This window comes from Xanthobacter sp. ZOL 2024 (genome assembly GCF_052932325.1).
Genome location: NZ_CM128808.1, coordinates 395,191 through 420,425 on the forward strand (window position 1 = coordinate 395,191; position 25,235 = coordinate 420,425).

Here is a 25,235-nt window from a genome sequence, read left to right on the forward strand (position 1 = left end):
GAGCGCAACGGCGTGCGCACCACGTGTGGAGAGCCATTCGGCAGTTCGTCTTCGGGATGTCCTGACGTCCGGGAGGAAGCGCGTTGCCCCGCGCCACCCGGCCGCCTCGGGTTCAAAACTATGCGGAAAAAACTTCCATAGTCAAATGATTACGGAAGTTCTTTCTGGCGGCATTTGCACCAATTTTCGGCAGGAATTGATCCACATCAACCCCCACCAGCGACCGGGCGCGCCACGCGAAATATCAGAAAAATTATTACAATACAATTTGTTATGAATTCTCTCTTCTACCCAGACAGATCTCCGGCGTGGCTCCGCCGGCGGCAGGAAGCAGGCAGAGCGCTGAAATTGTCGGCGTCGAACAGCTATAAAATGCGCACCCACATTGTGGCGTAACCGTTGCCGCCCGCAGTCGAATAGGCATTAATAAAAGTCCACACGGTTCCGGGAGAGGGATGTCGGGTCGGCGTCCCTCGCAGCGTTCCGCCACACCCGACCATCGGCCTCCCGGCCCGCTGGCAGGGTCCGGCAGCGGCGCCTCCCGGGCCGGGAGCAGAGTGACTTTTCTCAACGTTTCCAGGGGTATCGGCTCAAGCGTCGCAGGGTGCGAACACCGGTGGATCGTGTCGCAGGTAGGCCCGTCAACGGACCCGCCGCCGACACCCTCCCCACCGCGCCTGTCGTGACGTCCCTCGCCGGCCCAGTATTTGGTCAAGGAGAATCAAGGTGTCTGCGAAGCGGTTGATGCTTTCGGTCGTATTCGGCATGGCTTGCCTCACCTCAGCGCAGGCTCAGGTGAAGGTGGGCGTGGTGACGTCTTCCACCGGACCGGTGGCCCTGGTGGGCATTCCCCAGAAGAATACGGTGGCCTTGCTGCCCACTACGGCCGGCGGCCAGACCATCGAATACATCTCCCTGGATGACGGCAGTGACCCGAGCGCCGCCGTGTCAGCTTTCCGCAAGCTCATCAGCGAGGACAAGGTCGACGCCATTATTGGCCCCTCCGGCACCGCCTCGGCGGTGGCGGCCCTCGGCTTTGCCGCCGAGGCCGGCGTGCCCATGCTGGCTCCGGTGGGGAGCACCGCGGTCATCCTGCCCATGGATGACAAGAAGAAATGGGTGTTCAAGACCACCCAGAACGACGAGATCGTCTCGGCAGCCCTCGTCAGGCAGATGGTGAAGGACGGAGTGAAGACCGTCGGCTTCGTGGGCCCCACCGATCCGTTCGGCGACAACTGGCTGAAGGTGTTTTCCGCCGACGCGCAGAAGTCCGGCATCAAGATTGTCGCCACCGAACGGTTCCAGCGCCAGGACACGTCCTTCACCGCCCAGGGCCTGAAGATCCTCTCCAGCCGGCCGGACGCGGTTCTGATCGCCGCGCCCGGCTCGTCTTCGGTGATGCCGCAGACCACGCTCTATGATCTCGGCTATCGCGGGAAATACTACCAGACCCACGGCGCCGCCCTTGCCGATTACCTGCGCCTCGGCGGCAAGAAGGTGGAAGGCACCACGGTCGCGGGTTCGATCATGTTGGTGATGGATCAGGCCTCTGACTCCAATCCGTCCAAGAAAGTGGCGGCCGAATACATGGGCGCCTATGAGAAGAAGTACGGCTCCAAACCCGCCACCTTCGGGGCCAACGTCTATGACGCAGGCCTGTTGCTGGAGCAGGTGATCCCGGTGGCCCTGAAGGCCGGCGCCCCCGGCACCCCGGCCTTCCGCGCCGCCTTGCGCGACGCGCTGGAGCAGGTGAAGAACCTGCCGGGCGCCCAGGGCATCTACAATCTCTCGCCCACCGACCACAGCGGCTTTGACGAGCGCGGCATCGAACTGCTCACCGTCAAGAACGGCCAGTGGGCCCCGCTGAACTGACGCGATTGATCTCGCGACTTGCGGGAGGCTGCCCGTGGGCGGCCTCCTCCTGACCGACACAGCAAGGTGCAGGGCCGGATCAAGTCATGGGCGCGGCAGCCCCGGCCGATCGGCCACAGGAGCAGGCACATGATGGATTTCGAGCGGGCTGGCCCCGCCACGGGCGTGCCATGCCCGGATGCGGCCGGATGCAGGGAGGCCCGCGCGGCATGACCACCCAGATCGCTCTTCTCCTGGGCCAGGACGGCGTCATCAACGGCGCCATCTACGCGCTGCTGGCCCTGTCCATCCTGCTCGTGTTCTCGGTGACGCGGGTGCTGCTCATCCCCCTTGGCGAGTTCGTGTCCTTCGCGGCCCTCACTATGGCCGCCATGCAGGCCGGCAAGCCGACGCTGCTGGGCTTCCTGCTGCTGGCGCTGACCCTCACCGGCCTGGTCATGGACCTCATCGACGCGACCCGTGGCGGCACGCGGCGGCTCCGCTTCGGCATGCTGGCGATGCCGGCCTATGTGGGCGTGGTGACGGCACTCAGCCTCGCGCTGCCGCTGAAGGACATGGGGATGGCGGTGCAGGCGCTGATGACCATCGCCTTGGTGCTACCCCTCGGCCCCCTGCTCTATCGCGTGCTGTTCCAGCCCATTGCCAGTGCGAGCGCTTTGGTGCTCCTCATCGTCGCCATCGCCGCCCACGTGGCGCTGGTGAGCGTCGGGCTGCTGATCTTCGGCCCCGAAGGCGCCCGCACCGAACCGTTCTCCGACAGCGTCTTCATGCTCGGCGAAGCGGTCATCCAGAGCCAGACCCTGTGGGTCATCGGCCTGTCGCTCCTGCTCATCGTGCTGCTCTATCTGTTCTTCGAGCGGAACCTTTACGGCAAGGCCCTGCGGGCCACCGCGGTGGACCGGCTCGGCGCCCAGCTCATGGGCATTTCGCCGGAACTCGCCGGCAAGGTGAGCTTCGGCCTCGCCGCCTTCATCTCCGGCCTGTCCGGCGTGCTCATCGCCCCCATCACCACCATCTATTTCGACTCCGGCTTCGTCATCAGCCTCAAGGGCTTCGTGGGCGCCATCATCGGCGGCCTCGCCAGCTATCCGGTGGCCGCCCTGGGCGCGGTCGCCCTCGGCCTGGTGGAAGCCTTCTCCACCTTCTACGCCAGCAGCTACAAGGAGGTGATCGTCTTCACCCTGCTGTTGCCCGTGCTGCTGTGGCGCTCGCTGGCCCAGAAGGGCGTGGAGGACGAGAAATGAGCGCGCTCTTCCGCTCCCGCCTTCTGTGGGTCCTCATCGCCGCCGTCGTGGTCATTGCCGCAGCGCCGCAGCTCTTGCCACCCTATCAGGTGGTGGTGCTCAACACGGTGGGCATCTTCGCGCTGGTCACGCTCGGCATCGTGCTGCTCACCGGTGTCGGCGGCATGACCAGCTTCGGCCAGGCCGCCTTCGTTGGCATCAGCGCCTATGCCACGGCTTATCTCGCCACCACGGCGGAGTTGCCCGCCGCGCTCGCCTGGCTCGGCGGCAACCCCTGGGGCGGTCTTCTGGCCGGCGTGGTGCTGACGCTGATCGTCGCCACCGTGCTGGGTGGTGTCACCTTGAAGCTGTCCGGCCATTATCTGCCGCTCGGCACCATCGCCTGGGGCATCGCCCTCTATTATCTGTTCGGCACCCTCGATTTCCTCGGCGGGTTCACCGGCATCACCGGCATTCCCCCGCTGCATCTGTTCGGCATCGCATTCGACAGCAGCCCTGCTCTGTTCGTGCTGATCTGGGGCGTGGTGCTGCTGGGTGTGGTGGCCACCTTGAACCTGCTCGATTCCCGCCAGGGCCGGGCGATCCGCGCCCTCAACGGCGGCCAGCTCATGGCCGAATCCATGGGCGTGAACACCTTCCGCACCAAGATGGTGGCATTCCTGGTGGCCGCCGCCCTCGCCGCCCTCGCCGGCTGGCTCTATGCCTATACCCAACGGTTCGTGGCGCCCACGCCGTTCAGCCTGCAGGCGGGCATCGAATACATGTTCATGGCGCTCATCGGCGGCGCCAGCCTGGTGTGGGGCGCCATCATCGGCGCCGGTGCCGTGGTCTATCTGAAGGAGGCCCTGCAGGATGTGCTGCCCCACCTGCTGGGCAAGGGCGGCAATTACGAGGCCATGGTGTTCGGCCTGCTCGTCATCGTGCTGATGCAGAAGATGCCCCTGGGCATCGCCGGCGCCCTGGCCCGCCGCGTCACCGCCCTGCGCCCGCACCGGGGCGCCGCGACCACGCAGATCGCGCAGGCCCCGCCGCTGGCACGGCGCCCGGCGCCCGCCCCCGCCGAATCCATCCTGGAGGCCCGCGGGGTGACGCGGCGGTTCGGCGGGCTGGTGGCCAACCACGATCTGTCCTTCTCGGTGAAGACGGGGGAGATCCTGGCGGTGATCGGCCCCAATGGCGCCGGCAAGAGCACGCTGTTCAACCAGCTCTCCTGCGTCGACACGCCGACATCCGGCGAAATCTTCTTCCGCGGCCACAAGATCAACGGTCGCAGCGCCCGCGACATGGCCGGCGCCGGCCTCGCCCGCACCTTCCAGCATGTGAAGCTGCTGCCCACCATGAGCGTGCTGGAGAATGTGGCCATCGGCGCCCATCTGCGCGGCCGCAAGGGCGTGTTCTCGTCCATCCTCCGGCTCGACCGGCGTGAAGAGGCGCAACTGCTCAAGGAGGCCGAGCAGCAGCTCATCCGCGTAGGCCTCGGCGCCCAGCTCAACGCCGAGGCGGGCAGCCTCGCCCTGGGCCAGCAGCGCGTTCTGGAGATTGCCCGCGCCCTGTGCGCCGATCCCTGCCTGCTGCTGCTGGACGAGCCCGCCGCCGGGCTGCGGCTGAAGGAGAAGGAAGGCCTCTCCCAATTGCTGTCGAAGCTGCGCGGCCAAGGCATCGCCGTGGTGCTGGTGGAGCACGACATGGACTTCGTGATGGGCCTCGCCGACCGGGTGATGGTGATGGATTTCGGCGAGAAGATCGCCGAGGGCCTGCCCGATGAGGTCCAGGCCAATCCGGTGGTGCTCGAAGCCTATCTGGGAGGCGCCGAATGACGACGACCGGAAGCGGCGCGCCCCTGCTGCAGGTGGATGACCTCAGCGTGGCCTACGGCAAGATCGAGGCGGTCACCGGCGTCAACCTCAAGGTGGGCGAAGGGCAGATCGTCACCGTCATCGGGCCCAACGGCGCCGGCAAGACCACCCTGCTCTCCGCCATCATGGGCCTCTTGCCGGCCACCGGCGCCATCGGCTTCGCCGGCACCGCGCTCAACGGCACACCGATCAAGGATCGCATCGGCCAGGGGCTGGCCCTGGTGCCGGAAACCCGCGCCCTGTTCTCCTCCATGAGCGTGGAGAACAATCTGGAACTCGGCGCCTTCCGCTTCCACCATCGTCCGGCACGGGAGCGCCAGGCCACCATGGCGGAGATGTACGCCCTGTTCCCACGGCTGAAGGAGCGGCGCGCCCAGCGCGCCAGCACCCTCTCCGGCGGCGAGCGGCAGATGCTGGCCCTGGCGCGGGCGCTGATGGGCAAGCCGCGCCTGCTCATGCTGGACGAGCCGAGCCTCGGCCTCGCCCCGCTGATTGTCCGCGAGGTGTTCCGCATCATTTCCGCCCTGCGCGATAGCGGCGTCTCCATCCTGCTGGTGGAGCAGAACGCCCGCGCCGCCCTGAAGGTGGCGGATTATGCCTATGTGCTGGAACTGGGGCGGGTCGCCGCGGAAGGGCCGGCGGCGGAAGTCGCCACCGATCCGCGCGTGATTGCCGCCTATCTGGGGATGAACAGCAAGCATCAGGAGCGGCTCGCCCAATGAGCACGCCCGCCGCTCTGCAGGCAGCCCCAGCACGGATCTGCGTTGCCGGGGCGGGCGCCATCGGTATCGTTATCGCCGCGCGGCTGGCGCTGGCCGGTCACGACGTCACCGTGCTCGCCCGCGGCGGCACGCTGGCGGCCATCCGCGCCCACGGGCTGGAACTGACCGATCGCACCGGCGTCCACCGGGTGGCCGTGCGGGCCGTGGACCATCTGACCGGGCCGCAGGTCGGCCCGCAGGATGTGGTCTTCCTCTCCTCCAAGGCGCAGGATCTCGCGCCCCTCGCCACTCTGGTGCAGCCCGCCATCGGCGACGACACGCTGATCGTGCCCACGGTGAACGGCATTCCCTGGTGGTATTTCGAGGGGCACGGCGGGCCCGATGACGGCCGCGCGGTGGAAGCGGTGGACCCCGGCGGCGCGCTCAAGCGCCTGTTGCCGGCGGCGCAATTGGTGGGCGCCGTCACCTACATCACCTCGGAGCGCACCGCGCCCCATGCGGCGCGCACCCATAATCCCCTGCGCATGGTGGTGGGCACCGTCACCCCCGCCGCCCACACGGGCACGGCGCGGATCGCCGCTGTGCTGGAGGCTGCCGGCATCACCACCGAACGAACCGACGACATCCGCGCTGCGGTCTGGGCCAAGGCCATCAACAATTTGTGCACCAATCCCCTGTCGGTGGTGACCGGCGCGACGCTGCGCGAAATCTTCGGCGATCCGCTGCTCGCCAGCGTCGCCCAGGCGACGGTGGATGAGGCGCGGGCGGTGGCCGCCGCCTATGGCGCCACAGTGACCCTCGATCCCGGCGAGATCGTCAAGCTCGGCGATGTGCGCACCTCCATGCTGCAGGATTATGAGAGCGGCCGGCCGCTGGAGCTGTCCGCCATCGGCGATGCGGTGCTGGAGCTGGCCCGCCTCAAGGGCCTCGGCATGGCGCGCACCGGCGACATCCTCGCCCTTGCCCGTTTCAAGATGCGCAAGGCTCGCGCCACATAGATCTGCCCTCTGCCCACCCGTGAACAGGAGTATCCCTGATGAGCGCGCTGTTGAATCGTCCGATCGAAGGTCCCGTCGCCTGGAAGGGCCCCGAGCTGATCGACGACATGTCCTGGCGCTACGACCTGAGCGCCGCCGACATCGCAGCGCTGGAAGGAGGCCTGCGCGAGGTCAAGGCGCGCGGGCGCGCCTTCCCGAACTTCACCGCCGAGGACTTTCCTCTCGCCGACGACGTCAAGACCCGGCTGGCGGCCATTTCCGACGAATTGGAGAACGGCAAGGGCTTTTTCCTGCTGCGCGGCCTGCCGGTGGCGCGCTACAGCGACGAGGAGCTGAGCATCCTCTTCTACGGCATCGGCCTGCACATGGGCCTGCCGGTGAGCCAGAACCGCAAGGGCGACATGCTGGGCGTGGTGCAGAATGTCGGCGACCTCTCCGACAAGAACACCCGCGTCTACGAGACCAGCCGCTACCTGCCCTACCACACCGACCTGTCGGACATGGTGGGCCTTCTCTCCGTGCGGCGGGCAAAGCAGGGCGGCCTCTCCAGCCTGGTCAGCGCCGCCACCGTGTTCAACGAGATCCTCGCCACCTACCCCCAATATATGGGGCTCTATTATCGGCCCATGCATTGTTCGCACCTGGGCGAGGACGTACCGGGGATGACGCCCATCTTCAGCTTCTTCAACAACAAGCTGAGCTGCCGCTACCTGCGCCAATATCTGGAGCTGGGCCACGATCTGCGCGGCGTGCCGCTGTCGCAGGTGGAGAAGGAGGCGCTCGACATCTTCGACAGCGTCATCCAGGACCCGCGGCTGCGGCTCGACATGATGCTGGAGCCCGGCGACATCCAGTTCGCCAACAATTACGCGGTGATGCACTCACGCACGGAATTCGAGGACTTTCCGGAGCTGGAGCGTCGCCGCCGGCTGCTGCGGCTGTGGGTCAAAATGCCCAACGCCCGCGCCCTCGCCCCCGAATTTCCCGGCCGCAACGGCATCCAGGCGGCCTGACCGTCGCCCCCGCCCCACGCCATCAGAGGAGCGCTTCGCTCATGACCATGCCCGCCGTTTCGAGCCCGCAACCGGCGTCCGCCGGCAGCCTCGTGCGCCCCGCCCATATCAGCGAAGCGGAATGGGCGCTGCGCTGTGACCTTGCCGCCTGCTACCACCTCATCGACTACATGGGCTGGACCGAAACCATCTTCAACCACATCTCCGCGCGCCTGCCCGGCCCGGCCCACCATTATCTGGTGAACCCGTTCGGCCTGCTCTACACGGAGGTGACGCCGGCCAACCTCCTGAAGGTGGACCTCGACGGCCACAAGCTGGAGCCGTCCAATTTCGACGCCAACCCGGCCGGCTTCGCTTTGCACAGCGCCATCCACGGGGCGCGGGGCGACATCCATTGCGTCATCCACACCCACACCACGCAGGTCTCGGCCATCGCCCAGAAGAAGGCTGGCTTCTCCCACAACGATTTCTATGGCGCGCAGCTGTTCGGCCGCGTCGGCTACCACGTGTTCGAGGGCATCACCCTGTTCGCCGATGAGAAGGCGCGCATGCTGGAGAGCCTGGGCGAGCGGCACATCCTGGTGCTGCGCAACCACGGCATCGCGGTCGGCGAGCACTCCATCGCCGCCACCTTCTTCCTTCTGTGGACCGTGCAGCGGGCGGCGGAGATCCAGTGCCTGGCGGACTCCATGCGCGGCGAGGACACCCCGCTGCCCGACCCTATCCGCCAGAAATGCGCCGACCTCACCGCCATGCTGAACCGGGAAGACGGCTTCGCCGACAAATTCTTCGACGCCATGGTGCGCAAGATGCGCGCCGAGCGCGGCCCCTCCTGGTAACGCCAAGCCCACGGGCGGGCTTGACCGGCCATGCCCGTGTGGCAGAAAGAGCGATCGGCCCGTCCCGGCCGATGTCCGACCATCCTGTTCGAGGCCCAGGCACTTTCCATGGTCATTGCCAAACAGATGCGCCGCTACATCCCCTCGAGCAGCGACTTCTATTATCAGGACTTCCCCTATTACTGGCTGGCGCGGGTTCAGGGCCTCTATCAGCAGCAGATGGAACGGGCTCTGAAGCGGGTGGGCACGGACATTCCCACCTGGCGTGTGCTGTTCATCCTCAAGGTGCACGGCAAGTGCACCATGACCGAGGTGGCCACCCACGCGGTGCTGAAGCTGCCGACGCTCACCCGCATCATCCAGCGCATGAAGGCCGAGGGGCTGGTGGAAACCAATACCCACGCGGAGGATGGCCGGGTGACGGAAGTCAGCGTCACCGCCGCCGGACAGGCCCTGATCGGCCGCATCGAGGAGGCCACCGAGCGCCTGTTCGCCCGCAGTTTCCGCCAGCTCACCCCGGTGCAGATCTCCCGCCTCAACGCCACCCTGGCGCAGCTCTACGACAACCTTTCGGAAGAATAGGCCAGCACCTTGCCCGGGTTCATGAGCCCGAGAGGATCGAACGCCGCCTTCAGCGCCCGCATCATCTCCAGCTCCACCGGCGCCTTGTAATGCTCCGCCTCGCGCACCCGCAGCTGGCCGAGGCCGTGCTCGGCGCTGATGGAGCCGTCGAGCCGGGCCACCACATCATGGACGATGCGGTTGATCTCCGGCGCCTTCCGAGCCCGTTCCTCAACCGACCAATGGGCCGGCATGATCGGATTGTAGTGCAGGTTGCCATCCCCCACATGGCCGAAGGTGAAGGGCACGATGCCGGGGAAAGCGGCGGCCAAGGCTGCATCGGCGGCGGCGAGGAAATCGGGAATGGCCCGCACCGGCACGGAAATATCATGCTTCACCCCCGGGCCCGCGTGCTTCTGCGCCTCCGCCTGAGCCTCCCGCAGCGCCCACAAGCGTTGGCGCTGGGCGCCGGATGCCGCCACCACGCCATCTTCCACCAGCCCCGCGCCGAACGCCTGCTCCAGGAACGCCTCCATCGTGGTGCGCAGGCCTGCCCCGGTCTCCTGTCCGCTCGCCTCCACCAGCACGTACCAGGCATGCGCCGCGGCGAAAGGCGAGCTGAGCCCCGGCACAGCGGCGACGGCATGGACAAGGCTCGGCGCGCGCATCAGCTCGAAGGCCGTCAGCTGGTCGCCCATCAGGCCCCGCGCCAGGGTCAGCAATCGCACCGCATCCGCCACGTCGGCGAGCGCCAGCATGGCGGTCTCCACGGCACGGGGGCGTGGAAACAGGCGCAGGGTAGCGGCGGTGATGAAGCCCAGCGTGCCTTCCGAGCCGATGAAGACGTGCTTGAGATCATAGCCCGCATTGTCCTTGCGCAGCCCGCGCAGGCCGTTCCAGATGCGGCCATCGGGCAGCACCACCTCCAGCCCCAGGGTCAGGGCCCGCATGTTGCCGTAGCGCAGAACCTGGGTGCCGCCGGCATTGGTGGCGAGATTGCCGCCGATGCGGCAGGAGCCTTCCGACGCCAGCGAGAGGGGGAACAGCCGGTCGATGCGCTCGGCCGCCGCCTGCACCTCGGCCAGGGTCACCCCGGCCTCGACGGTGAGCGTGTCGTTCGCGCCATCCACCGCGCGCACCTGCCGCATGCGGTCGAGACTGACGATGACTGCCGTGCCCGATGCATCGGGCTGGGCACCACCGGCAAGGCCAGTGTTCCCACCCTGGGGCACCATGGGCACCCGCGCCGCGCTGCACAGGCCGGCGATGGCCGATACCTCGGCGGTTGATGCGGGGCGCAGCACCAGCGGGGTCTCGCCCTGGAAAGTGCCGCCGAAACTGGTGCGGAAGGGGGCGGTGTCATCGGCGGCCTCCAGGAAGCCGGCCGGGCCCACCACAGCCTTCAGGCGATCGAGAATGCCATCGGCGCGCGTCATCAGGCTGACGGCGGTCATCGGAGCGTCCCTTCTTCCGCGAAGACGACGGCCCCGGCATGTCGCCGCATCACCTGCGCCAAGGCGCCGAGATCGGCGGCGCCGAGCTGTCCCATGGCCACCTGCAATTCCTCGGTCAGAAGCTCGGCCACGTAATCGGCGCCCCCATCGCCGATGCCGGCGAGGCCGATGAGGAACGCCCGGCCGCAGAAGGTGCCCGCGGCGCCCAGGGCCACCGCCCGCGCCACATCCAGCCCGGAGCGGATGCCGCTGTCGAACAGCACGGTGGCGCGGCCCGCCACCGCGGCGACGATGGCCGGCAGGACATCAATGGCCGCCGGCGCCGCATCCAGCTGCCGGCCACCATGGTTCGAGACGAGGATGCCGTCGACGCCGATGGAGATCGCGCGCTCGGCATCGGCGGGATGCAGCACACCCTTGACCACGAGCGCGCGCGGCCAGGCGTCGCGCAGGCGCTTCACCGCCTCCCAGGAGAACGTGCCCTTGATCTCGCTCTGCACGAAGCCGGCGGTGCTCGCGAGGGTCGCCGGCGCCGCCACATAGGGGGTCATGTTGGCGAATTCGGGGGTTCCCGCCCGCGCCAGGGCGAGCGCCCAGGGCCAGGCGAGCGCCACGTCGCGGACCGTGCGAAGCGACGTGCGGAAGGGCACCACGAGGCCATTGGCGAGATCCCGCGGGCGCTTCGAGCGCACTGGCGCATCCAGCGTCGCCACCAGTACCCGGGCCCCGGCCGCCTCCGCCCGGCGCACCAGATCGAAGGTGACGCGATGATCCTGGCGCGGCAGGCCATAGAGCTGGAACCAGGTGCTGTCACCGGCCAGCGCCGCCACCTCCTCGATGGAGGCGCCGGCGAGGGTGCCCACGATATAGGGAATGCGCGCGCGGGCGGCGGCTTTCGCGAACAGCCGGGTGGCGCCGGGCCATACCAGCCCATCCACCCCCACCGGCGAGATGCCGATGGGCGCGGCGTATCGGGTGCCGAACAGCTCCACCTCGGTGTGCGCGGGCGTCGGCGCGCCATAGCGTGGCACCAGTTCCAGCGCGTCGAGCGCTGCCCGATTGCGCCGCACGCCGAGATCCGCGCCGGTGCCCCCCTCCAGAAAATCGAAGGCAAAGCGGGGGATCCGCCGGCGCGCCGCACGCTCCAGATAATCGAGGGTCGGCATCTTCTGCTTGAGCCGGGCGGCGGCGCTGGTGCCGGAACCAGCCCCCCAGGCCTGCGCCGGTGGAGACCCGACAGCGGCCTGCGGATGCGCGGGCGAGCCCGCATCCAATGGCATGCGCGACATGGCGCGTTTCCTCGTTTGTATTTTCGTTATTGCTCTTGGTACAGGCCTCGCGCTCATCAGCGCAAATAATTAGACCTTATCGCCGCGATCAATTTTTATGATTTCGCAGTCTTTCCCCGCCGCCGCCGGCCGCCCGTCCCCGCGGCGGGCGCCTCCTCTCCCGCGGGGTGCACGAAGCGGGCGGCGGACGAGGCGGCGGCGACCAGATCCTGCCGGATCACCTCCACCACCGCATTGGCGGCGGCGGACACCGACCGGCGCGGATGATGCACCACGGCGATGGAGCGGGTGAGGCTCGGCGCCGCGAAGTGATAGGCCCGCACCCGCCCCGCCGCCAGCGCCTGGTGCAAGGCGATGGTGGGCAGCACGGTGACAAGATCGGTGGTGGCCACCACCTCGCAGATGGCCGACAGGGTATCGATTTCGAGACGCGGATTGAGCTCAATGCCCGCTTCCGCCGCCTGTTCCTCGAGGATCATCCGCAGGCCATGCCGCTTGGAGGGCATCACCAAATCGAACCCCGCGAGATCGGCGAAAGTGAGACGGGCCGGCGCCGGATACGGCGCGCCCTGCCGGCAGGCGAACACCATCTCCTCATCGAGGATATGCTGGGCGTTGAGCCCGCGGCGCTGCTTCGGCGCGTTGATGATAGCAAGATCGAGCTGGCCGGTGGTCACCCAGTCCATCAGCGTCTGCGTGTAACCCTCACAGGCCGACAAGGCGACATCGGGATATTCTGCGGCGATGCGCGCGGAAGAGCTCGCCAGCGTGCTCTGCGCCACCGATGTGATGAGCCCGGCCACCACCCGCCCCGACACGCGCCCATCGAACCGCGCCATCTCCTGCCGGGCATGTTCCACATCGCGCACAATGGGTGTCAGCAGCCGCGCCAGCGCCTCCCCCGCCACCGTGGTGGCCACCCCATGAGCGGTGCGATCGAACAGCCGCTGGCCGAATTCCGCCTCCAGCTTGGCGATCTGCATGCTGAGCGCGGGTTGCACAATATTGAGCTGGCGCGCGGCACGGGTGACATTCCCCACCTCCGCGAGGCAGAGGAAATACTGCATCTGTTTCAGATCCATAGCGTTTTTCCTCCCGCCGCCCGGCAGGGAGCCGGCGGCGCCGCATAATCATTGTAATTGATAATGACGATAAACATTCATTATTTGAAGTGATTATCTTTGCTGTCTATGAATCGATCAACGGCATCATGCAGGTGCCGGCTCGCCGCAAGGCAACCCACGCCCGAGCTCCGGGCGGAGAGAGTTGTCCACGGCACGGGAGGAGACGGTGAGGAGTGACGGAACGTGCTGCGTTCCGCTCCTTTTTGCACGCTCCAAATGTCGAACAGGCTCTGCCCGCGGGCAGAAAGGGCGTCGCCATGCTGGATCAAAAGCGGCTCATCATTGGCATTTCCGGTGCGTCCGGCGTCATGTACGGCGTGCGCATGCTCCAGCTTCTGCGCAACGCCGGGGTGGAAACCCACCTTGTCATGTCGCGCACCGCCGAGATCACCCTCGCCTACGAAAGCCAGATGAAAGTAGCGGACGTGAAGGCCCTGGCCAGCGTCTGCCACGCCCAGGACGACATGGCGGCGGCCATCTCCTCCGGCTCGTTCCGCACCATGGGCATGGTGGTGGCGCCCTGCTCCATGCGTTCCATGTCCGAGATCGCCTCCGGTGTCACCACGGGCCTGCTCACCCGCGCCGCCGACGTGGTGCTGAAGGAGCGCCGCCGGCTGGTGCTGATGGCGCGCGAGACACCCCTGCACACCGGCCACCTGCGCACCATGACCGCGGTCTCGGAGATGGGCGCCATCATCGCCCCTCCGGTACCGGCCTTCTACGCCAAGCCCGAGAGCGTCGAAGACCTCATCGACCACACGGTGGGGCGCGTGCTCGACCTGTTCGACATCGAGCTCGGCGTGGTCCGTCGCTGGGGAGAGGACACGCGCCTGAAGCGCCGCGCGCCGCCCCTGCGGCAGATCAAAGCCTGAGCGCTGTCGCTCCCCAGCCCCCTCCTTGCCCATGCCGATCGAGAGACACGAAATGTCCAGCGAACCCCGCCTCCGCCCCGCCGATGCCCCTGCCGACCTTCGGGCCTGGCTCGCAGCGCTCGCTGCGCGCGGCGCGCTGGCCGTGGCGCGGGACAATCTCTCGCTTATCGACGAGCTCGCCGCCGTGGCCAAGCGCACCGAACGCGACAAGGCGGTGCTGTTCCCCCGCCCCAGCGGCCACGATATTCCCGTGGTGGTGAACCTGTTCACCCAGCGCGAATGGGTAGCCGATGCGCTGGGCGTGAGCGATGATGCTCTGCTGCCCCACGTGCTGGCGGCGGCGCAGGATCCGCTCCCCTGGGTCGAGGTCACCAGCGGCGCCGCCCAGGAGGTGGTGCACACCGAGGTGGACCTGCTGAAGCAGCTGCCCATTCCCAAGCACAATGAGCTGGACAGCGGGCCCTACATCACCGCTGGCCTGCTCATTTCGCGCAATCCGCGCACCGGCGTCCAGAACGTCGCCATCCACCGCTGCCAGATCTCGGGGCCGAACCGCATCGGCGTGCTGCTGCTGCCCCGCCACACCCTCGCCTATTACCGCATGGCCGAAGAGGCCGGAGAGCCGCTCGAAATCGCCATCGCCATCGGCGTGCATCCGGCTCTGCTGCTGGCCTCCCAGGCCATCTGCGCGCTGGACGAGGACGAGATGGGCATCGCCGGCGCGCTGCTCGGCCGTCCGGTCGAAATGGTGAAGTGCAAAACCAACGGCGTGCGCGTTCCGGCCCATGCGGAAATCGTGGTGGAAGGCCGCATCCTGCCGAAGGTGCGCGAGCCGGAAGGCCCGTTCGGCGAATTCCCACAATATTATGGGCCGCGCGCTGCCCGCGAGGTGATCGCGGTGGATGCCGTCACCCATCGGCGCCATCCCATCTTCCACACCATCGTCGGCGGCTCGTTCGAGCATCTGGTGCTGGGCGGCGTGCCGCGGGAGGCAACGCTGCTGCAGCACCTCAAGCGCTCGTTCCCGAACGTTCTCGATGTGCGCCTGACCCGGGGCGGCACCTGCCGCTATCACCTGGTGGTGAAGATCGACAAGACCAGCAACGGTGAGCCCAAGAACATCATTCTGGGCGCCTTCGGCGGCCATTATGACGTCAAGCAGGTGGTGGTGGTCGACAAGGACGTGGACATTTCCAGCGCCGACGAGATCGAATGGGCGATCGCCACCCGTTTCCAGGCGGACCGCGACATGGTGGTGGTGGGCGGCGCACAGGGCTCGCGATTGGACCCCTCCACCGACGACGGCATCGGCGCCAAGCTGGGCCTCGACGCCACCGCCCCCCTCACCGACGATCCTCTGGCCTTCCGCCGCATCCACGTGAAAGGCGAAGAAGAAGTCGATCTTTCCACCGCTCTGGTGAAGGACCCCAATGCCGCCTTCGCCCGCCTGGTGGCCCAATTGTCCTAAGTCGAGAAGCGTGATCCAGGCCTCTTGACCACCTTGGGAGCACACGGGGACCGCCAAGTCCCATCATCACATCACAGAAGCCGGGCGCATAGACGCACCGGACAGATAAGATCGGGAGGAATTGAGCTGATGACCACCAGAAGGCGCTTCCTTGCCGCCGGCGCCCTTGCCGCGGCCCTCTTCACCACCGTTTCCGCCCAGGCGGCGGACAAGGTCCGCGTGGGGATCAACAACGTCGTCTCCGACGTGGTGTTCCACCTGGCGCAGGAGCGGGGCTTCTTCAAGGATGAAGGCCTCGACGTGGAGCTGGTGGTGTTTGATTCCGGCCCGAAGATGATCGCCCCGCTGGGCGCCGGCCAGATCGACGTAGGCGCCGGTGCCTCCTCAGCCGGCCTCTACAATGCGGTGGCCCGCGGCATCGACATCAAGGTGGTGGCCGACAAAGGTTCCACCCCACCCGGCTATGATTACATGCCGCTGATGGTGCGCAAGGACCTGGTGGCCAGCGGCAAGGTGAAGACCGTCGCCGACCTCAAGGGCATGAAGGTGGGCGCGGTGGGCCCCGGCGCCGCCACCAACGCCAAGCTGGCGCATATCCTGGGGAGCGCGGGCCTCACCTACAAGGACGTGCAGCACAATTATATCGGCTACCCGCAGCAGATCGCTGCGTTCACCACCGGGGCCATCGACGCGGCCATCACCACCGAGCCTTCGGTGACCCAGGCGCTGGACAACGACGTCGCGGTCCGCTTCGTGGTGGATGGCTATCCCAACCAGCAGGTGGCGGTGCTGCTCTACGGCGGCGACTTCATCGCCAAGCACCGCGACGTGGCGCAGCGCTTCATGAACGCCTACGTGCGATCGGCCCGGCTGTTCAACGATGCCACCGCCGGCGGCAAGTTCACCGGCAAGGGTGCGGACGCGGTCATCAAGACCATCATGCACACCACCGGCCTCAAGGACCCCACGCTGTTCACCAAGATGATTCCGAACGGCATCAATCCCGATGGGCAGGTGGATGTCGCCTCCATGGCGCAGGACCTCAAGTTCTTCACCGACAACGGCTATCTCGAAAAGCCGGCGAAGGTCGAGGACGTGCTCGACCCCTCCTTCGCCAAGGCGACCGTGCAGGCGCTGGGCCCCTACAAGGCCGCCCAGAACTGACACCCCCCGGGTGCCGGCCCGCCGGCACCCCTCACAACTCATCCTCAATGAGAAGGCCGCGGCCGAGCGCATCACCACGCACAGGTCCAGGGGCCCCATGACGGACCGGGAGGATCCACACGATGGCTGTCGTGAGCATGTTGAGCCCGAAGCCGAGCACGGCCGCCGACACGGTGCCGGTTCAGATCTCGATGCGCGGTGTGCGCAAGTATTTTGGAAACTCCGGCTTCGTGGCGGTGGACGGGATCGATCTCGACATCCCGCAGGGCCAGTTCTTCGTCATCGTCGGCCCCTCCGGCTGTGGCAAGACCACGCTGCTGCGCATGCTCGCCGGCCTGGAGAACATCAGCGAAGGCACCATGAAGGTGAACCGGACCGACCCCAGCCGGCCCGAAAACTCCATGGTGTTCCAGGGTGACAGCCTTTTTCCCTGGATGACCGTCTATGACAACGCCGCCTATGGCTTGCGCATGCGCGGCGTACCGGAGAAGGACGTTTCCGAGAGCGTCAAGCTGTGGCTGGAACGCATCGGCCTTTATCGCTTCCGCGACCGCTACCCGAACCAATTGTCCGGCGGCATGCGTCAGCGGGTCTCCATCGTGCGCGCCTTCGCCAACGATCCCGAGATCCTGCTCATGGACGAGCCGTTCTCCGCCCTCGACGAGCAGAACAAGATGATGCTGCATGAAGAATTGCTGCGCATCTGGGAAGCCACCAAGAAGACCGTGGTGTTCATCACCCATTCCGTGGACGAAGCCGTCACCCTCGGCGATCGCATCATGATCATGACCGCCAATCCGGGGCGGGAGAAGGCCATTCTCGACGTGCCCTTCGCGCGGCCCCGCAACGTCATCGAGCTGCGCCACGAAGCCGCCTATGGCGAGCTGGTGTTCCACATCTGGGAGCAGCTGCGCGAGGAGGTTCAGCGCGCCCGCATGAACGCCGAGGGGGGCAAGTGATGGCTCAGAAGAAAGTCTTCCGCTTCGGCGATCGCTTCATCGGCTTCCTCACCCCCCTGGTGCTGCTGGGCCTGTGGGAAGCGGCGGCACGGCTCGGCCTCATCGACGCCCGCTTCTTTCCGCCCCCGTCGAGCATCGTACACACGTTCGGCGCGCTGATCGCCTCCGGCGAATTGTGGACCAACCTGGTGGCCAGCCTGCGCCGGCTGATGCTGGGCATGCTGGTGGGCGGGGTCCCGGCGCTGTTCCTAGGCCTCGCCATGGGTATTTCCAAGCCCCTGCGAGCGGCCATCGACCCCTTGATCTCCGCCACCTACCCGATCCCGAAAAGCGCCATCCTGCCGCTGGTGCTGCTCATTTTCGGCCTGGGCGAGATGTCGAAGGTGGTGATGGTGGCTCTGGGCGCCTTCTACCCCATCCTCATCAATACGGTGATGGGTGTCGCCAATATCGACAAGATCTATCTCGATGTCGGCCACAACTTCCGCGCCAGCCGGTGGCAGGTGTTCCGCACCATCGCCTTGCCCGGCGCCCTGCCCTCCATCATGGCCGGGGTGAAGCTGGCCATGGGCATGGGCCTCATCCTGATCGCCATCTCCGAGATGGTCGCCGCCTCCGACGGCATCGGCTACATGATCTGGAACGCATGGCAGGTGCTCACCGTTGATACCATGTATGTGGGCCTGCTGGTGATCGCACTGCTCGGCTTCATGTTCTCGACCATCCTGGACGAAATCGAGCGGCTGCTGATCCCCTGGAAGGCGCGGGCCTGAGCATGGCGAGGCCGCAATGTCCAACGCCTTGAGGATCGCGCACGGCGCGTTCGGTCGGGTGGCGCTCCTCGACATGGATCGCCCCCTGGTCCGCCATGCCCATCCGCACTGTCACGTGCTGCTGAAGGTGGAAGGCGCGGACACCGCCTTCACGGTCGGTGAGGGGCTCGCCCCCCTCACCGACCGCACGTGCGTTCTGGTGAACGGCTGGGAACCCCATGCCTATGTGCACCAGCCGGAGCAGCCGCAGACGCTGATCCTGGCGCTCTATATCGAGCCGGATTGGCTGAAGGCCTTCCGGCCCGGCTGGGGCGCTTCCGGCGTGCCCGGCTTCTTCGAACAGCCGTGCGGAGAGGTCTCGCCGCGCATCCACCGCCTCACCCACGACCTGGCCGAAGAGATGATGGCGCGGCCGGATGCGGCAGCGGTGCACGAGGCGCTGCTGGCGGATCTCATGATCGCGGTGGTGGAGCGCTTCACCCCGTGGCGCTCCTTCTCCACCATCCGCGCGCTGGAGACCCAGCGCCGCATGGACTGGCGCATCCGCCGCGTGGTGGAGGGCCTGCGCGCCAACCTCGCAGAGGACGTGGACACCACCGCCATGGCGCGGGAGGCGGGGCTGTCACGGGCCCATTTCTTCCGCCTGTTCGAGGCGTCCACCAACGTCCCGCCGCGCATCTATCTCAACGCCATGCGCGTGGAAGCCGCCGTGTCGGCGGTGACCGCGGAAGACGGCAACCTCTCCGACATTGCCGAGCGGCTGGGCTTTGTCGCGCCCTCCCATTTCACGCGTTTTTTCCGCGACCATACGGGCGTGACGCCAAGCGCCTTCCGCACCATCTCCCGCATGGCCCTCTGACCCCCGTTTCGCCGCCACGGCGTCCCGGTCCCTCCACTGCGCGCGGCCCCCGGCTTCTGCTGGGGCCGCGCGTTTTTTATTTTGGATCAGGCCATTGCAGGCACACGCGCCAGATGCGGCACCGCCTTCCGATGCCGCGCTGCAAAACGGCAAATGAGACCCCACGGTAAATCGTGAGACGGCTCGGCATGGTCCGCGCCTCCCCCTGCCGCCACCTTCCCCCGCACGGCGCACCCGCTGCGCCGCGCGCCACCCGAGGGAAGGAATGCCGGGGATGTTGGATGTCACCCGCGAGACAGGCTGGGTCGGCCGCGCCATTGAGCGCGTGGAGGATGCCGCCCTCCTCTCCGGCAGCGGGCGCTACCTGGACGACCTCGGGGTCCGGCCGGGCACGCTCCACATGGCCATCCTGCGCGCGCCCCACGCCCATGCGGATATCCGCGCCATCGATACGGCGTCCGCGCGCGCCGTCGCCGGCGTCGTCGCCGTGCTCACCGGCGCCGATGTCGCCCGTCTGACCGCGCCGCTGGTGGTGGGGGTGAAGGCGCCGGTGGAATGCTGGCCCATGGCGGTGGACCGCGTGCGCTATGTGGGCGAGCCGGTCGCCCTGGTGGTGGCGCAGGACCGCTACCTGGCCGAGGACGCCCTCGACCTCATCGAGGTGAGCTACGAGACGCGCCCGGCCGTCGTCGATCCTCTCGACGCATTGGCGGAGGGCGCGCCCCTGCTGCATGACGGCTTTCCGCGCAATCTCGCCTCCGACCGCCGCTTTCGCTATGGCGACCCCGAGCAGGCGTTCGCCCAGGCGGATCGCACCGTCTCCATTTCCGTCAGCTATCCGCGCAACTCCTGCACGCCCATCGAAACCTATGGGCTCGTCGCCGAATACGATCCGCATGAGGACGCCTATGACGTTCTCGCCAATTTCCAGGGCCCCTTTTCCATCCATGCGGTGATCTCGCGGGCGCTGAAGGTACCCGGCAATCGCCTGCGCCTGCGCACCCCGCGCGACAGCGGCGGCTCGTTCGGCGTCAAGCAGGGCATCTTCCCTTACATCGTGCTGGGGGCCGTGGCCGCCCGCGCCACCGGCCATCCGGTCAAGTGGATCGAGGATCGCCTTGAGCACCTGATGGCCTCGGTCTCCGCCACCAACCGCGCCACCACCCTGCGCGCGGCGGTGACCGCAGATGGCCGGGTCACCGCCCTCGATTATGACCAGGTGGAGGATTGCGGCGCCCACCTGCGCGCGCCGGAACCGGCCACCCTCTATCGCATGCATGGCAACCTCACCGGGGCCTATGCCATTGCCAACGTGGCGGTGCGCAACCGCGTGGTGGTGACCAATAAATGCCCCACCGGCCTCAACCGGGGCTTCGGCGGTCCCCAGGTCTATTTTGCCCTGGAACGGCTGATGCAGCGGATCGCGATCGAGCTCGGCCTCGATCCGCTGGAGGTGATCCGCCGCAACCTCATCCCGGCGGATGCCTTCCCCTATCGCACCGCGCCCGGCGCGCTCCTCGATTCCGGCAACTACCAGGCGACCCTCGCCAAGGGGGTGGCGGAAGGCGGCCTTGCCGCGCTGCGGGCCCGCCGGGATGCGGCCCGCGCCGAGGGCCGGCTCTATGGTATCGGCTTTGCCGCCGTGGTGGAGCCGTCGGTCTCCAACATGGGCTATATCGCCACCGTCCTCACCCCGGCGGAGCGGCGCAAGGCCGGGCCGAAGAATGGCGCCCAGGCCACCGCGACGGTGGCCATCGACCCGGTGGGGGCGGTGAGCGTGCACGTGGCCTCCGTGCCGCAGGGCCAGGGCCATCGCACGGTGCTGGCGCAGGTGGTGGCGGACGTGCTCGGTCTCACCCCCCGCGACATCCGGGTGAATGCGGAAATGGACACGGCCAAGGATGCCTGGTCCATCGCCTCCGGCAATTATTCGAGCCGCTTTGCCGCCGCCGTCGCCGGTGCCGCCAAGATCGCCGCCGATCGCATCGCCCAGCGTCTCGCCCGCATCGCCGCGGCCCAGCTCAACGTTCCGGTGGAGGAGGTGGTGTTCGAGGGCGGCAAGCTCCGGGCCCGCTCCAATGCCGCCAACGCCCTCGCCTTCTCGCGGGTGGCCGCGCTCTCCCACTGGTCACCGGCGCAACTGCCGGAAGGCACCGCCCCTACCATCCGCGAAACCGCGTTCTGGACCCCGCCGGAGCTCACCGCGGCGGATGAAGCCGACCACATCAATTCCTCGCTCTGCCACGGCTTCATCTTCGACTACTGCGGCATCGAGATTGACCGCGACACCGCCGAGATCCGCATCGACCGCTACGTGACTGCCCATGACTGCGGCACCATCCTCCACCCGGGCATGGTGGACGGCCAGATCCGCGGCGGCTTCGCCCACGCTCTGGGCGCCGCTTTGCTGGAGGAGTTCGCCTATGGGCCGGATGGCAGCTTCCTGACCGGCACGCTGGCCGATTATCTGGTGCCGACCGCCATGGAGGTGCCGGAGCCCGTCATCCTCCATACCGAGACGCCATCGCCCTTCACCCCGCTCGGGGCCAAGGGTGTGGGCGAGGGCAATTGCATGTCCACGCCGGCCTGCCTCGCCAATGCGGTGGCCGACGCCCTGGGCGTGGCGGACCTGCGCCTGCCGCTCTCCCCCTCCAGCCTGGCGCCGCTGATCCACGGCGCCGAGCCGGCGGCCCCGGCGGGCATTGCTGCGCCCACGCCGGCGCCCAGCGGGGGCAAGGGCGAGCGGCTCATGCGGGGCGAGGGCAAGGCCCATGTGCGCGCCGCGCCGGAAGCCATCTGGGCCATGCTGCTGGACCCGGACACCCTCGCCGCCATCATCCCCGGCGCCCATGGCGTCAGCCGGGTGTCCGACACCGCCTTCCGCGCCGACGTCACCCTCGGCATCGGCCCGGTGAAGGGCCGCTACAAGGCCGAGGTCTCCCTCTCCGATCTGGAGCCGCCACGCGCAGTGACCCTGCGCGGGCGGGTGGAGGGCAACCTCGGCTTCGGCGGTGGCTCGGGCGCCATCACCCTGACCCCCGACGATACCGGCGGCACCCATCTGGCCTACCGCTACGAAGCGTTCGTGGGCGGCAAGGTGGCGAGCGTGGGCGGGCGCCTGCTGGATGGCGCGGCCAAGGTCATCATCGGCCAGTTCTTCGCCGCGCTGGCCCGCAAGGCGGCTGGCGGCAGCGCCCCCGCCCCAAGCCTGCTGTCCCGCATTCTCGCCCCCCTCACCTCCCTGTTCCGCAGGCGCGCGCCATGAAGCCGGCTCCCTTCGATTACGTTCGCGCGGACAGCCTGCCCGAAGCCCTGGCGGTGCTGAAGGCGGAAGGCAGCGATGCCCGCATCCTCGCTGGCGGCATGTCCTTCATGGCCATGCTCAACATGCGTCTCGCCCGGCCCAAGGTGCTGGTGGACATCATGCGGCTCGAGGCCCTCGCCACGATCGAGCTGCGCAAGGGCGAGGTGGTGGTGGGCGCCGGCGTGCGGCAGGCGCGGCTGTTGGCGTGGGAGGGGCTCACCGGGCACCTGCCGCTGATCGCCAAGGCCCTGCCCTTCACCGGCCATGCCCAGACCCGCAGCCGCGGCACCGTGTGCGGCTCCATCGCCCATGCGGACCCCAGCGCCGAGCTGCCCCTGTGCCTGATGGCCCTTGGGGGCCAGGTGCATCTGGCCAGCGCCGCCGGCCGCCGCAAGGTGCCGGCCGAAGCCTTCATCACCGGCATGATGGCCACCGCCAAGGCCGATGACGAGATGATCGAAGCGGTGTCCTTCCCCGTGGTCCAGGGCGAGGGCACGGCCTTCCGCGAGATCGCGCGGCGCCACGGGGATTTCGCCATCGTCGCCTGCGGCGCGCGGGTGAGCGCCAGGGGCATCCGACTCACCGTGGGCGGCGTCGCCGACATGCCGGTGGCCCGCGACCTGCCGCCCCTGGAGGGTACGGCACTGGACGATGCGCTCAACGCCCTCGCCTTCGAGCTCGACGCCCGTGACGACGTGCATGCGAGCGCCCGCTATCGCCGCGAGCTGGTGCGTCGCATCGGCCGCGCCACCATTGAGGAGGCCCGCCGATGCCGCGCCTGAGCGCCGACCAGCGCCACGAGGTCCGCTTCACGCTCAACGGCCACCCCGTCTGCGGCCGCGCCGGCCCGCGCCTGCTGCTGTCCGATTTCCTACGACATGAGATCGGCGCCACCGGAACCCATGTGGGGTGCGAGCATGGGGTGTGCGGCGCCTGCACGGTGCAGGTGGACGGCATGCTCACCCGCGCCTGCCTCACTTTGGCGGTGCAGGTGGAGGGCGCCAGCGTGCGCACGGTGGAAGGGCTGGCGCCGGAGCCCGACCGGCTCAGCGCGCTGCAGGCCGCCTTCCGCCGCAACCACGCCCTGCAATGCGGCTTCTGTTCCGCCGGCATTCTCATGTCGCTGGACGCCTTCCTGAAGGCCCATCCGGAGCCGGACGAGGCGGAGATCCGCGATCTGCTGTCCGGCCACCTGTGCCGCTGCACCGGCTACACGCCCATCGTCCGCGCCGCCCTGGAGGCCGCCGCGGAGATCCAGAACAGCCAAAGGGAACTCACCCAAGGGGAAACCGCCCATGCTTGACCTCGGCACCAGCTTTCTCGCCAGTGTGGCGCGGGATCCGCAGGCGCTCGCCATCGTCGACGCAGACCTGCGCCTCACCTATCGCGAATGGCTGGCCAAGATCTCCGCGCTGGTCGACGCCTTCGATCAGCTGGGGCTGCGGCCGGGTGACCATATCGTCAGCGTCCTGCAAAACCGCTGGGAGGCGGCGACGCTGCACTGGGCCTGCCAGTTCGCCGGCCTCGTCATCACCCCCATCAACTGGCGGGCGAAGGGCGACGAGATCGATTTCTGCCTGGAGAATTCCGAGGCCAAGGCGCTGGTGTTCGAGCCGGTCTCGGCGGCCGCCGCCGGCGCGGCGCAGCGTGCCGCCGGCCTGGTGCGGATCGCGGTGGGCGACACCGACACCGACGGCCTGCGGTTCGCCGATCTGGTGGCCGGCTCGGGCGCGACCCCGGTGGCGCGGGTGGGCGCAGATGCCTGGTCCATCATGCTCTACACCTCGGGCACCACCTCGCGGCCGAAGGGCGTGCCCCGCCGCCACCGCGCCGAGCGCGCCGCCGGCGTCGCCCACGTGGCGCAAAACCTCTATCGCCGGGGCGAGGTGACCCTCGGCGTCATGCCGCTCTACCACACCATGGGGGTGCGTTCGCTGATCGCCATGTCGCTCATCGGCGGCACCTTCGTCTGCCTGCCGCGCTACGACACCCGCGTGGCGCTGGAGCTGATCGCCCGCGAGCGCATCACCAATCTCTATCTGGTGCCCACCCTCTATCACGATCTGGTGCACGATCCCGCCTTCGCCGGCACCGACGTCTCAAGCGTGCGCAAGCTCGGCTTCGCCGGCGCCTCCATGACCGACGGGCTCTTGAAGAAGCTGGAAGATGCGTTCGCCCCCGAGCTGTTCGTGAACCATTACGGCTCTTCGGAAATCTACACCTTCAGCATCGACCAGAAGGCGGCGCTGAAGCCGGGATCGGCCGGCCGGGCGGGCATCAACCAGATGGTGCGGGTGGTGCGCTTTGCCGCCCAGACGCCGGACGACCTCGCCCCCGTGGGAGAGGAAGGCGAGATCATCGCGCTGCTCGCTGGCGACGAGGCCTTCGAGGGCTACTGGCGGCGCCCCGAGGCCGACGCCAAGGCCCTGCGGGACGGCTGGTATTTCACCGGCGACACCGGCTTCCTGGATGCTGACGGCGACCTGTTCGTCACCGGCCGGGTGGACGACATGATCATCACCGGTGGCGAGAACGTCTCGCCGGTGGAGATCGAAAGCTGTCTGTCGCTGCATCCGGCGGTGTCGGAAGTGGCGGTGGTGGGCCTGCCCGACGAGAAGTGGGGAAAGATCGTCGTCGCCTTCCTGAAGCGCAAGGCGCCGGTGGACACCGAGGAGCTGGACCGCTGGTGCCGCGACAGCGGCCTGTCCAACTTCAAGCGCCCGCGCCGCTTCGTGTTCGTCCAGGACATTCCCAAGTCACCGGTGGGCAAGCTGCTGCGCCGCCAGTTGGTGGCCGGTGAATACGCCGCCGAGACCGGCTCCAGCCGCGGCGCCGCCTGATCCCCTTTTTCCGTTCAACGCTCA

Annotated in this window: 21 protein-coding genes; 18 read left to right on the forward strand and 3 right to left on the reverse strand. The window is 67.9% G+C overall.

Translation table 11 applies throughout. The features are described from left to right. The first annotated feature begins 744 nt into the window (after nucleotides 1-744). The 8 genes from ACU4E7_RS02035 to ACU4E7_RS02070 all read left to right on the forward strand — a co-directional run bounded on the left by ACU4E7_RS02035 (nucleotide 745) and on the right by ACU4E7_RS02070 (nucleotide 9,126). Nucleotides 745-1,872, forward strand: coding sequence for an ABC transporter substrate-binding protein (locus ACU4E7_RS02035; RefSeq protein WP_447020476.1), 1,128 nt, complete (start codon nucleotides 745-747; stop codon nucleotides 1,870-1,872). A 209-nt stretch (nucleotides 1,873-2,081) separates the two neighbouring features. Then, a complete protein-coding gene (locus ACU4E7_RS02040) occupies nucleotides 2,082-3,116 on the forward strand; it encodes a branched-chain amino acid ABC transporter permease (RefSeq protein ID WP_447020477.1) in 1,035 nt (344 codons plus the stop codon). After that, nucleotides 3,113-4,933, forward strand: a complete 1,821-nt coding sequence (locus ACU4E7_RS02045; protein WP_447020478.1) for a branched-chain amino acid ABC transporter ATP-binding protein/permease — start codon at nucleotides 3,113-3,115, stop codon at nucleotides 4,931-4,933. Before ACU4E7_RS02040 ends, ACU4E7_RS02045 begins: the two co-directional genes overlap by 4 nt. Further along, a complete protein-coding gene (locus ACU4E7_RS02050; protein ID WP_447020479.1) occupies nucleotides 4,930-5,694 on the forward strand; it encodes an ABC transporter ATP-binding protein in 765 nt (254 codons plus the stop codon). The genes ACU4E7_RS02045 and ACU4E7_RS02050 overlap by 4 nt, the downstream gene beginning before the upstream one ends. Further along, complete coding sequence (locus tag ACU4E7_RS02055; RefSeq protein WP_447020480.1) at nucleotides 5,691-6,692, forward strand: ketopantoate reductase family protein; 1,002 nt, start codon at nucleotides 5,691-5,693, stop codon at nucleotides 6,690-6,692. Before ACU4E7_RS02050 ends, ACU4E7_RS02055 begins: the two co-directional genes overlap by 4 nt. A 38-nt stretch (nucleotides 6,693-6,730) precedes the next feature. Beyond that, nucleotides 6,731-7,705 carry a TauD/TfdA family dioxygenase gene (locus tag ACU4E7_RS02060; protein WP_447020481.1) on the forward strand — a complete coding sequence of 325 codons (975 nt, stop codon included), beginning with the start codon at nucleotides 6,731-6,733 and terminating at the stop codon, nucleotides 7,703-7,705. Nucleotides 7,706-7,746: 41 nt separating this feature from the next. Further along, entirely contained in the window at nucleotides 7,747-8,544 is a 798-nt protein-coding gene (locus tag ACU4E7_RS02065; protein ID WP_447020482.1) for a class II aldolase/adducin family protein, read from the forward strand. 108 nt (nucleotides 8,545-8,652) lie between these two features. Then, nucleotides 8,653-9,126: a MarR family winged helix-turn-helix transcriptional regulator gene (locus ACU4E7_RS02070; protein WP_238120702.1), complete on the forward strand. Its 474-nt coding sequence runs from the start codon at nucleotides 8,653-8,655 to the stop codon at nucleotides 9,124-9,126. On the opposite strand, the gene ACU4E7_RS02075 is transcribed toward ACU4E7_RS02070, so the two are convergent. The 3 genes from ACU4E7_RS02075 to ACU4E7_RS02085 all read right to left on the reverse strand — a co-directional run bounded on the left by ACU4E7_RS02075 (nucleotide 9,102) and on the right by ACU4E7_RS02085 (nucleotide 12,930). Then, nucleotides 9,102-10,559: an FAD-binding oxidoreductase gene (locus tag ACU4E7_RS02075; RefSeq protein ID WP_447020483.1), complete on the reverse strand. Its 1,458-nt coding sequence runs from the start codon at nucleotides 10,557-10,559 to the stop codon at nucleotides 9,102-9,104. The two genes, ACU4E7_RS02070 and ACU4E7_RS02075, sit on opposite strands and share 25 nt — an antisense overlap. After that, the gene (locus tag ACU4E7_RS02080) at nucleotides 10,556-11,848 is read right to left on the reverse strand and encodes an alpha-hydroxy acid oxidase (protein ID WP_447020484.1); all 1,293 of its coding nucleotides are present in this window, start codon (nucleotides 11,846-11,848) and stop codon (nucleotides 10,556-10,558) included. The genes ACU4E7_RS02075 and ACU4E7_RS02080 overlap by 4 nt, the downstream gene beginning before the upstream one ends. Before the next feature lie 95 nt (nucleotides 11,849-11,943). Continuing rightward, nucleotides 11,944-12,930, reverse strand: coding sequence for a LysR family transcriptional regulator (locus ACU4E7_RS02085; protein ID WP_447020485.1), 987 nt, complete (start codon nucleotides 12,928-12,930; stop codon nucleotides 11,944-11,946). 350 nt (nucleotides 12,931-13,280) lie between these two features. Here ACU4E7_RS02085 and ACU4E7_RS02090 point away from each other — a divergent pair, with 350 nt between their 5' ends. From ACU4E7_RS02090 to ACU4E7_RS02135, 10 genes are all read left to right on the forward strand, one after another. Further along, nucleotides 13,281-13,844, forward strand: a complete 564-nt coding sequence (locus tag ACU4E7_RS02090; protein WP_443266135.1) for a UbiX family flavin prenyltransferase — start codon at nucleotides 13,281-13,283, stop codon at nucleotides 13,842-13,844. Nucleotides 13,845-13,896: 52 nt separating this feature from the next. Then, nucleotides 13,897-15,312, forward strand: coding sequence for a UbiD family decarboxylase (locus ACU4E7_RS02095; RefSeq protein ID WP_238120697.1), 1,416 nt, complete (start codon nucleotides 13,897-13,899; stop codon nucleotides 15,310-15,312). Between the two features lie 129 nt (nucleotides 15,313-15,441). After that, nucleotides 15,442-16,476, forward strand: coding sequence for an ABC transporter substrate-binding protein (locus tag ACU4E7_RS02100; protein ID WP_447020486.1), 1,035 nt, complete (start codon nucleotides 15,442-15,444; stop codon nucleotides 16,474-16,476). Between the two features lie 122 nt (nucleotides 16,477-16,598). Next, nucleotides 16,599-17,435: an ABC transporter ATP-binding protein gene (locus ACU4E7_RS02105; protein ID WP_447020487.1), complete on the forward strand. Its 837-nt coding sequence runs from the start codon at nucleotides 16,599-16,601 to the stop codon at nucleotides 17,433-17,435. Next, nucleotides 17,435-18,208: an ABC transporter permease gene (locus ACU4E7_RS02110; RefSeq protein ID WP_238120694.1), complete on the forward strand. Its 774-nt coding sequence runs from the start codon at nucleotides 17,435-17,437 to the stop codon at nucleotides 18,206-18,208. Before ACU4E7_RS02105 ends, ACU4E7_RS02110 begins: the two co-directional genes overlap by 1 nt. Before the next feature lie 16 nt (nucleotides 18,209-18,224). Further along, nucleotides 18,225-19,067 (forward strand): helix-turn-helix domain-containing protein, encoded by an 843-nt coding sequence (locus ACU4E7_RS02115; RefSeq protein WP_238120693.1) that lies wholly within the window; start codon nucleotides 18,225-18,227, stop codon nucleotides 19,065-19,067. Between the two features lie 274 nt (nucleotides 19,068-19,341). After that, the gene (locus ACU4E7_RS02120) at nucleotides 19,342-22,332 is read left to right on the forward strand and encodes a xanthine dehydrogenase family protein molybdopterin-binding subunit (protein ID WP_447020488.1); all 2,991 of its coding nucleotides are present in this window, start codon (nucleotides 19,342-19,344) and stop codon (nucleotides 22,330-22,332) included. Then, entirely contained in the window at nucleotides 22,329-23,153 is an 825-nt protein-coding gene (locus ACU4E7_RS02125; protein ID WP_238120691.1) for an FAD binding domain-containing protein, read from the forward strand. The genes ACU4E7_RS02120 and ACU4E7_RS02125 overlap by 4 nt, the downstream gene beginning before the upstream one ends. Continuing rightward, nucleotides 23,141-23,674, forward strand: a complete 534-nt coding sequence (locus ACU4E7_RS02130; protein WP_238120690.1) for a (2Fe-2S)-binding protein — start codon at nucleotides 23,141-23,143, stop codon at nucleotides 23,672-23,674. The genes ACU4E7_RS02125 and ACU4E7_RS02130 overlap by 13 nt, the downstream gene beginning before the upstream one ends. Beyond that, a complete protein-coding gene (locus tag ACU4E7_RS02135) occupies nucleotides 23,667-25,211 on the forward strand; it encodes an AMP-binding protein (protein ID WP_238120689.1) in 1,545 nt (514 codons plus the stop codon). The genes ACU4E7_RS02130 and ACU4E7_RS02135 overlap by 8 nt, the downstream gene beginning before the upstream one ends. The last annotated feature ends 24 nt before the right edge of the window (nucleotides 25,212-25,235 follow it).

Coding starts and splice junctions, on each gene's coding strand:
- ACU4E7_RS02035 (WP_447020476.1), top strand. CDS start 745: ATGCTTTCGGTCGTATTCGGCATGGCTTGCCTCACCTCAGCGCAGGCT.
- ACU4E7_RS02040 (WP_447020477.1), top strand. CDS start 2,082: ATGACCACCCAGATCGCTCTTCTCCTGGGCCAGGACGGCGTCATCAAC.
- ACU4E7_RS02045 (WP_447020478.1), top strand. CDS start 3,113: ATGAGCGCGCTCTTCCGCTCCCGCCTTCTGTGGGTCCTCATCGCCGCC.
- ACU4E7_RS02050 (WP_447020479.1), top strand. CDS start 4,930: ATGACGACGACCGGAAGCGGCGCGCCCCTGCTGCAGGTGGATGACCTC.
- ACU4E7_RS02055 (WP_447020480.1), top strand. CDS start 5,691: ATGAGCACGCCCGCCGCTCTGCAGGCAGCCCCAGCACGGATCTGCGTT.
- ACU4E7_RS02060 (WP_447020481.1), top strand. CDS start 6,731: ATGAGCGCGCTGTTGAATCGTCCGATCGAAGGTCCCGTCGCCTGGAAG.
- ACU4E7_RS02065 (WP_447020482.1), top strand. CDS start 7,747: ATGACCATGCCCGCCGTTTCGAGCCCGCAACCGGCGTCCGCCGGCAGC.
- ACU4E7_RS02070 (WP_238120702.1), top strand. CDS start 8,653: ATGGTCATTGCCAAACAGATGCGCCGCTACATCCCCTCGAGCAGCGAC.
- ACU4E7_RS02075 (WP_447020483.1), bottom strand. CDS start 10,559: ATGACCGCCGTCAGCCTGATGACGCGCGCCGATGGCATTCTCGATCGC.
- ACU4E7_RS02080 (WP_447020484.1), bottom strand. CDS start 11,848: ATGTCGCGCATGCCATTGGATGCGGGCTCGCCCGCGCATCCGCAGGCC.
- ACU4E7_RS02085 (WP_447020485.1), bottom strand. CDS start 12,930: ATGGATCTGAAACAGATGCAGTATTTCCTCTGCCTCGCGGAGGTGGGG.
- ACU4E7_RS02090 (WP_443266135.1), top strand. CDS start 13,281: ATGTACGGCGTGCGCATGCTCCAGCTTCTGCGCAACGCCGGGGTGGAA.
- ACU4E7_RS02095 (WP_238120697.1), top strand. CDS start 13,897: ATGTCCAGCGAACCCCGCCTCCGCCCCGCCGATGCCCCTGCCGACCTT.
- ACU4E7_RS02100 (WP_447020486.1), top strand. CDS start 15,442: ATGACCACCAGAAGGCGCTTCCTTGCCGCCGGCGCCCTTGCCGCGGCC.
- ACU4E7_RS02105 (WP_447020487.1), top strand. CDS start 16,599: ATGGCTGTCGTGAGCATGTTGAGCCCGAAGCCGAGCACGGCCGCCGAC.
- ACU4E7_RS02110 (WP_238120694.1), top strand. CDS start 17,435: ATGGCTCAGAAGAAAGTCTTCCGCTTCGGCGATCGCTTCATCGGCTTC.
- ACU4E7_RS02115 (WP_238120693.1), top strand. CDS start 18,225: ATGTCCAACGCCTTGAGGATCGCGCACGGCGCGTTCGGTCGGGTGGCG.
- ACU4E7_RS02120 (WP_447020488.1), top strand. CDS start 19,342: ATGTTGGATGTCACCCGCGAGACAGGCTGGGTCGGCCGCGCCATTGAG.
- ACU4E7_RS02125 (WP_238120691.1), top strand. CDS start 22,329: ATGAAGCCGGCTCCCTTCGATTACGTTCGCGCGGACAGCCTGCCCGAA.
- ACU4E7_RS02130 (WP_238120690.1), top strand. CDS start 23,141: ATGCCGCGCCTGAGCGCCGACCAGCGCCACGAGGTCCGCTTCACGCTC.
- ACU4E7_RS02135 (WP_238120689.1), top strand. CDS start 23,667: ATGCTTGACCTCGGCACCAGCTTTCTCGCCAGTGTGGCGCGGGATCCG.